General features: G+C 44.1%; 7 protein-coding genes. 5 read left to right on the top strand and 2 right to left on the bottom strand.

The features are described from left to right. On the top strand, window positions 1-283 hold a 283-nt coding region (locus A1232T_RS08590), incomplete at its 5' end, for a transposase (protein WP_425272051.1). Window positions 284-291: 8 nt separating this feature from the next. On the opposite strand, the gene A1232T_RS08585 is transcribed toward A1232T_RS08590, so the two are convergent. Further along, window positions 292-2,160: a calcium-binding protein gene (locus A1232T_RS08585; protein WP_077449035.1), complete on the bottom strand. Its 1,869-nt coding sequence runs from the start codon at window positions 2,158-2,160 to the stop codon at window positions 292-294. 317 nt (window positions 2,161-2,477) lie between these two features. Between A1232T_RS08585 and trpS the strand changes: the two genes are divergently transcribed. The 4 genes from trpS to A1232T_RS08565 all read left to right on the top strand — a co-directional run bounded on the left by trpS (window position 2,478) and on the right by A1232T_RS08565 (window position 6,215). Beyond that, window positions 2,478-3,566, top strand: coding sequence for a tryptophan--tRNA ligase (gene trpS, locus A1232T_RS08580; protein WP_077449034.1), 1,089 nt, complete (start codon window positions 2,478-2,480; stop codon window positions 3,564-3,566). Window positions 3,567-3,578: 12 nt separating this feature from the next. Further along, window positions 3,579-4,469, top strand: coding sequence for a segregation and condensation protein A (locus A1232T_RS08575; protein ID WP_077449033.1), 891 nt, complete (start codon window positions 3,579-3,581; stop codon window positions 4,467-4,469). Between the two features lie 82 nt (window positions 4,470-4,551). Then, on the top strand, window positions 4,552-5,145 hold the full coding sequence (scpB, locus tag A1232T_RS08570) for an SMC-Scp complex subunit ScpB (RefSeq protein WP_077449032.1): 594 nt from the start codon (window positions 4,552-4,554) through the stop codon (window positions 5,143-5,145). 95 nt (window positions 5,146-5,240) lie between these two features. Then, window positions 5,241-6,215 carry an alpha/beta fold hydrolase gene (locus A1232T_RS08565; RefSeq protein ID WP_077449031.1) on the top strand — a complete coding sequence of 325 codons (975 nt, stop codon included), beginning with the start codon at window positions 5,241-5,243 and terminating at the stop codon, window positions 6,213-6,215. A 63-nt stretch (window positions 6,216-6,278) separates the two neighbouring features. Here A1232T_RS08565 and A1232T_RS08560 read toward each other — a convergent pair. Further along, on the bottom strand, window positions 6,279-6,538 hold a 260-nt coding region (locus tag A1232T_RS08560; protein ID WP_143513973.1), incomplete at its 5' end, for a zinc ribbon domain-containing protein.

The raw sequence follows: 6,538 nt of genomic DNA, 5'->3' as shown, positions 1-6,538 counted from the left end.
TCGGCATGCCGTGGTGGTCATGGATGGGGCGCTATGGCACCAACCAAGTTTGGATCAAGACAATGTGACCATGCTTAAATTGCCTCCCTACTCACCTGAACTTAACCCTGCTGAACAGGTGTGGCAGTACCTTAAACAGCATTGGTTATCTAATCGCTGTTTTGAGAGTTATGATGCGATTGTCGATGCGGCATGTGACGCTTGGAATGCATTGTGTAATGAGACTAACTTAATTAGGTCTATCACTCAGCGGGAGTGGTGCGACTTGAGTGTTATTTTTTAGAATTGGTATTAGATAATAACTGAAGAGTTTAGAACATCATCTACCGTAGAGTTAAGGACAGTCAAATAGTCGGTTGAGTTAAGAGTAACCAGCACATCATTTTTGGCTTGAATGGCATTGGCTGCTAAATCCGTAAAGCTTTGGAATAAAGAGGATGAGAATTCAATAACATCGTTATAGCCGATATCATTATTAAAATCCACAATGGTATCAGAGCCGGCATTATTACCGATGACGAAGGTATCATTACCAATGCCGCCGATTAACCAGTCGTTGCCTGCCCCACCATCTAGACGGTCATCCCCTTCGGCACCATAAAGCTTATCATTACCCGCCAGTCCGTATAAGGTGTCATCACCTTGGCCACCATGCAGAGTGTTATTACCCTTCGTGCCGTGGATAGTATCATCCCCTTCACGGCCAAACACGATATTACCCGTCAAGCTATCATCACCGTCACTACCTTCGGTGTGCGATCCATAGCTTTTGCCTTTACTAAACCATTTAATCACCGGACGGTTATCAATTAAGCCGTTACTGCCAATGTCGTAATTGTGCAAATGACTGGCGATTTCTTTTTCAAAGCTAACCGCTTCCACGTTATCAGCTTCAACCAAGTTAATGCCCTCTTTATCTAAGAAGAATAAGGTATCGTCCTCCATTTTAAAGACATTCCAGTCATTGCTTCTGCCTGCCACACGAACTTGGTCATGGCCTTCGTTGCCATCAATATGGTCAACCCCAACCCCAGCTTTGATAATGTCATTGCCTTTACCGGCATCGATATAATCAAAGTTACTACCGCCAGCGATTAGATCATCATAAGCACTGCCCACAATAAAGGCTGAGCTGCCATAATGGCTTGAGGTATGTGACTTATCATCTTGCACCCAAGTGGTCGCTCGGCTTACTGCAGTTAAATCTGCCACAATCACCGTGCTGTCTTGTTTGGTATGCTCATAGAAAGTGGAGTTACTAATGCGGCTAATGGCATCTGTGGTAATGCCATTAATGTGGGCATACCAACCGGTGGGAATATTTAATAAAGAAAATAGGCTGACATCCCAAATAGGCGAAGCGTACACATCGTTAAACAACACCACGTTGTCAGTTGAGCTGCTAAAGTCCTTATCTGGGTTAACCAAACCAAAATCGGCGGCCTTAATAGCATCTAAGATATTCGACTCGCTACCGGTAATGCGGTGCACCACATCATTTTCATAACCAAAGTTTAAAATAACATCTGGGTTGTCATAGATGGTGGGGACAGCAAAAGCCATGTAGTCGGCCTCTTCAAAAAAGCCATCCGCCAACACTTCACGCTCAGCGGCAATCATGTTAGTAACGGCAGCACCGGCACTATAACCACTAATCAACACATCACTACCGCTTAAGCCGTTGGCCACAGCGAAGTCTTTTACTATCCCTAAAATCGGCTCTAATAAAGCAATACCTTTGCGGCTATTAAAGTCTAGGTAATCTAGGACATCAACCAGATTATTGGTACCAGAGATATTGAGGTTAATACCAACTAGCTTGCCAGCGTCATCGTATTGACCGAAGATAAGCGCTTGTGGCCCGCCCTCAGTTTTACCACTAAACAAGCTGTCAATCTGAAAGTAACCTTCTCTATCTACCAAAGACTCACTTACGCCCAAATCACTTGGGCTCAGCTGAGCCCAACCGTCTGGAATACCTACATTGGTATCATTGGGGAATAAATCACCAGTTAAATTTCCGACAAGGTTTAACGCGTCTGCACCTGGTATAAAGCCAAAGAAACTTACGGCATTGGTGTAAGCTGAGAGACGACTGGCATCGTCAATTAACTTGGCAGACTCTTCACTTGAATAGTTTTTGTAGTCGAACATTCCCATAACACTTATATCCTTATAACCTGGGGTTTATTGAATGACAGTCCAGTACTTCATTCTTGAGTAATCGAGCCCAAAAATTATGTTATACATTAAAGTAATTAGCAAGAGACAAGTTAGAAATTAATGACAATCTATCTATACCCCTCTATTTATAACTGATAACTGCCCTGTTAAAGCCAATAAAACAGACGGTTACTGTGGCCTATTAGTGACTATAAGGCTAAAAAACAGTGATTATTTGTTATACTGAGCCGATACAATAAATTTTGTTATCCTAATAACCTTTACAACAACCTGTTTTAAAAGTTGAGTGATTTATGAGCGCATCAGAGACCCATCCAAACCAAACAGAAGCCAATCAGCCAAGACGTACTCTTACCGGTGTTACCACCACAGGTATTCCCCATTTAGGCAACTACGTGGGCGCCATTCGTCCTGCTATTCAGTCTTCACAAAATAGCACCAACGAAGAGGACAAGTCGTTTTTCTTCTTGGCCGACTACCACAGTATTATCAAATGCTCAGACCCCAAACAGGTTCATGAGTCTACCAAAGCCATTGCAGCAACTTGGCTGGCTTGTGGCTTAGATCCTGAAAAAGTGGTGTTCTATCGTCAATCTGATGTGCCTGAAATTCCTGAGCTGGCTTGGATTTTAAACTGCTCATGCGCTAAGGGCCTAATGAACCGCGCCCATGCTTATAAAGCTGCGGTAGATGCCAATAATGAAAAGGCCGATGTCGATCCTGATCACGGTATCACCATGGGTCTGTTTGGTTACCCAGTATTAATGGCTGCCGACATCTTAATGTTTAATGCCACCCACGTACCTGTCGGTCGAGACCAAATTCAACACGTTGAGATGGCCCGTGATATCGCTGGTACTTTTAACCATAAGTACAAGCCCTTATTCACTCAGCCTTCTGCAGTATTTGATGACAACGTAGCGCTGTTAACAGGTCTTGATGGCCGTAAAATGAGTAAGAGTTATGGCAACACCATTCCTCTATTTGGTGAGTATAACCCTCAAGTTGACCCAGAAAAACAGCTGCGCAAAGCGATTATGCAAATTGTGACCAACTCGCAAGCCCCTGAAGAGCCTAAAGACGCTGATGACTCAGTTATTTTTGAAATCTATAAAGCCTTCGCAACACCAGACGAGCTTGCTGACTTACGTTCACAGTTTGAAGCCGGTATTGCTTGGGGTGATGCCAAGCAGATTTTATTTGAGAAGATCAACAGCGAGATTGCTCCCTTCCGTGAGCGCTACTTTGAGCTAATGGCCAATCCAAAAGAGTTAGAAGAAATCCTGATGATGGGTGCTGAAAAAGCGCGCCGTCATAGCCGCAAGCAGCTGGATAAAACCCGCCGTGCTATTGGCATCAAGCCATTGGCCAAACTAAAATAAGGGCATTAGCTTTTGGATAGCACAGCTACTTATACCCAAGCAGATTCTGATGCTGGTGTTAATGCCAGTATTAGAATCTATACCACGCCAGTTCAAGCACTGCCTGAGGATTTATATGTTCCGCCTCAGGCTTTTGCTATTTGGTTAGAGCAGTTTGAAGGTCCGCTCGACTTCTTGTTGTATCTGGTAAAAAAGAACAACTTTGACATCACGGATACCGCCATTTTGCCCATTACTGAGCAGTACTTGGCGTATATCGATGAGCTAGATGCTGACCATTTTGAGCTGGCTGGCGACTATCTGTTGATGGCCTCTACCTTGATTGCTATCAAGACAGAGCTGCTGCTCCCTGCGCCTGAGAAGTTAGAAGATGAGCGCGATCCAAAGGCTGAGCTGATTGCACGGCTAGAAGATTATGCCCAGATTAAAGAAGCTGCTCGCCGACTTGATAACTTAATACGCCTTGAGCGTGATGTGTTTTTAGCAATGGCTAGCCTGCCTGACCCAGAAGTTATGGCGGCGGAACTACCCAATTACCCTGCAGAGATGTTGGTAGAAAGCTTGCTTAAAATGCAGTTAAAGCCCGACTATCAAATGCACAATATCAAAGTAGATCCCATCCCCTTATCTGACCGAATTGCCAGTATTAGCCGTCAGCTTAGCGAGCGCGGCGAAGGGGCTTTTATTGAGCTACTCGATGAAAATCAAGGACGACTTGGGGTCGTGGTCAGCTTCGTGGCCGTACTTGAGCTTATGAAGCGACAAATTATCGATGTGATTGCTATTGAAGAGGCGCAAAACTCTACTATTGATGAGCCAGAGAATACTGTCAACTCCTCTCCTGAAGAGTCACAGCCTCATACTTACAGTTTATCTAGCCTCAAGCTACGTTGGGTTGCTTAGCACTTATCACTTAAAATCTACCCCTTAACACCTACATAAGTTACCCTCACTCACTATCTATTTTTAAACCTAGCGAACTTTCATGCCAAAACTTCCTAATGACCCAGCTGCCGCTATACCTAATGCTACCAACGACTCTGATCTAAATGCCTTTAACCGCTACGACTTATTGAGCCGTAGAGTTGAAGTGTTATTACATGCCTCTGAATCGCCTCTAACTGATAGTCAGCTTAGAAAGTACTTATCTTTATCTAAGCAAGAGTTAGAGACAGCTCTAGTGGTTCTGCAACAAAGACTCACCACAGGGGTGCTTTCTTTAAGCGAATCTGCCAGTGGCTATCGGTTACAAATACGCAGCGAGTACAGTAGCCTAATTCAGGAAGTGTTCCCGCAGCGACTAGAGCATTTAAGCCAAGCTCTGCTTGAGACCTTAAGTGTCATTGCCTATAAACAGCCTGTGACCCGCAGTGATATTGAGCAAGTCCGCGGAGTAACTGTATCTAGTAATATTTTAAGACAGTTATTTGATAAGGGCTGGATTGTGGAAAAAGGCTATCGCGAAACGTTAGGTCGTCCTGCTCTACTGCACACCACGCCTGAATTTTTGGATGCTTTTGGTCTTGAGAAACTAGAAGATTTACCCCCACTGCCAGAGCTAAACCTAGAAAGTGACTAGCTAATCTAAGCTAAAATGTAGGATTGCGGACAAAAAATCCCTATGCTACCTATGAACAGGTAAACAGGCATTATAAGGATATAAGGCTCTTAGCGATGATAAATAAAACTCTTAAGCTAGTAACAACCGAAGACCATCAGCAAGTCGCAGTTTGGGAAATAACGGCAAATAATTCACAGCAGACCTCTAATAACTCTAAAGCTAAAGACAACCAAAACCTGCTGTTTATTCACGGCGCTTTTTCGGACAAAACTGTCTGCCTAGGTATTGCTAGCTATTTTGCCAAGCTAGGGTACTCCTGCTTTATCATGGAATGGCGAGGTCACGGCAGTAGCAGCCATCCTAAAGACAACTATCATCTTGAAGACATTGCTTTTTATGATGTTAAGGCCACTTTCAGCTACTTACTTAATGAATTAGGCCTTGATAACTTGCACTGCATTACTCATAGCGGTGGCGGTCTCTGCTTGACGATGTTTTTAACCCGCTACCCTGAGTATGCAAATAGCATAAACAGCATCAGTATGTTTGCGTGCCAGGCCTTTGCCGCTGCTACTACTCCCTTAAGCTATACCAAAATATTGATGCTAAAAACAGTGACTCGCCGATTAGGAATTGTCAAAGGCAAAAACCTTAAGTTAGGCACCATGAATGAAAGTTACTATCTACTATCGCAGTGGATAGACTGGAACTTAAACCAGAACTTTACCGCCTATTCTCCTACGCCCATAAGACGACAGTTATTGCAATTGGCTCGCCTACAATCCAATAGTCGTTTTCTAAAAAAAACCGGTACCCTAACCACGCCACAGCCTTTCGATTATCGCACTCTGATGCCAAAAGTAACGACTCCCATTTATGCCATTTGCGCCAAAGGAGACTCTGTTTCTCCGCCTAACGGCTGCTTAAAATATCTACAAGCCTTCAAAAACTCAAACAACCAGTTGCGTGAGTTCTCAGTGGCCAATGGCAACTTAGAGGATTACAACCACACCCGTATCTTCTTGAGCAGTCACGCAGCCAAAGAGGTGTGGCCTACTGTGCTAAATTGGGTGCAGCAGCACAGTTAAAATCATCCATACTTATGCTTAACTCCTCTTTAAGTAAAGAAAAAGTTTGACCTCCTCCCCTCGCTAAACCGAGGGGATTCCTACAGCTAGACGGTCAAGCCCGACCGCAAGGATGTTCTTAGCGGCATTGATATCTCTATCATGCCATGTGCCACACTTAGCACAAGCCCATCCTCTTATTCGCAAGCCTGCTCTACCTTTCGGACTACTGTCACTTATTTTAAGGCAGCACGAGCAGGTCTGGGTAGTGTAACTCTCATTTACGATCTCAAACTGACAACCTGCATGCTTGCATTTATATTCCAGTTGTCGTTTAAGTTCAA

This window comes from Psychrobacter pasteurii (assembly GCF_900162815.1).
Classification (GTDB): domain Bacteria; phylum Pseudomonadota; class Gammaproteobacteria; order Pseudomonadales; family Moraxellaceae; genus Psychrobacter; species Psychrobacter pasteurii.
The sequence above is the reverse complement of the archived record's forward strand: the minus strand, read 5'-3'. Positions and strand labels throughout refer to the sequence as shown.

What these genes read in the sequence shown, in the direction of transcription:
- A1232T_RS08585 (WP_077449035.1), bottom strand. Translation starts at nt 2,160, where the DNA reads ATGGGAATGTTCGACTACAAAAACTATTCAAGTGAAGAGTCTGCCAAG.
- trpS (WP_077449034.1), top strand. Translation starts at nt 2,478, where the DNA reads ATGAGCGCATCAGAGACCCATCCAAACCAAACAGAAGCCAATCAGCCA.
- scpB (WP_077449032.1), top strand. Translation starts at nt 4,552, where the DNA reads ATGCCAAAACTTCCTAATGACCCAGCTGCCGCTATACCTAATGCTACC.
- A1232T_RS08565 (WP_077449031.1), top strand. Translation starts at nt 5,241, where the DNA reads ATGATAAATAAAACTCTTAAGCTAGTAACAACCGAAGACCATCAGCAA.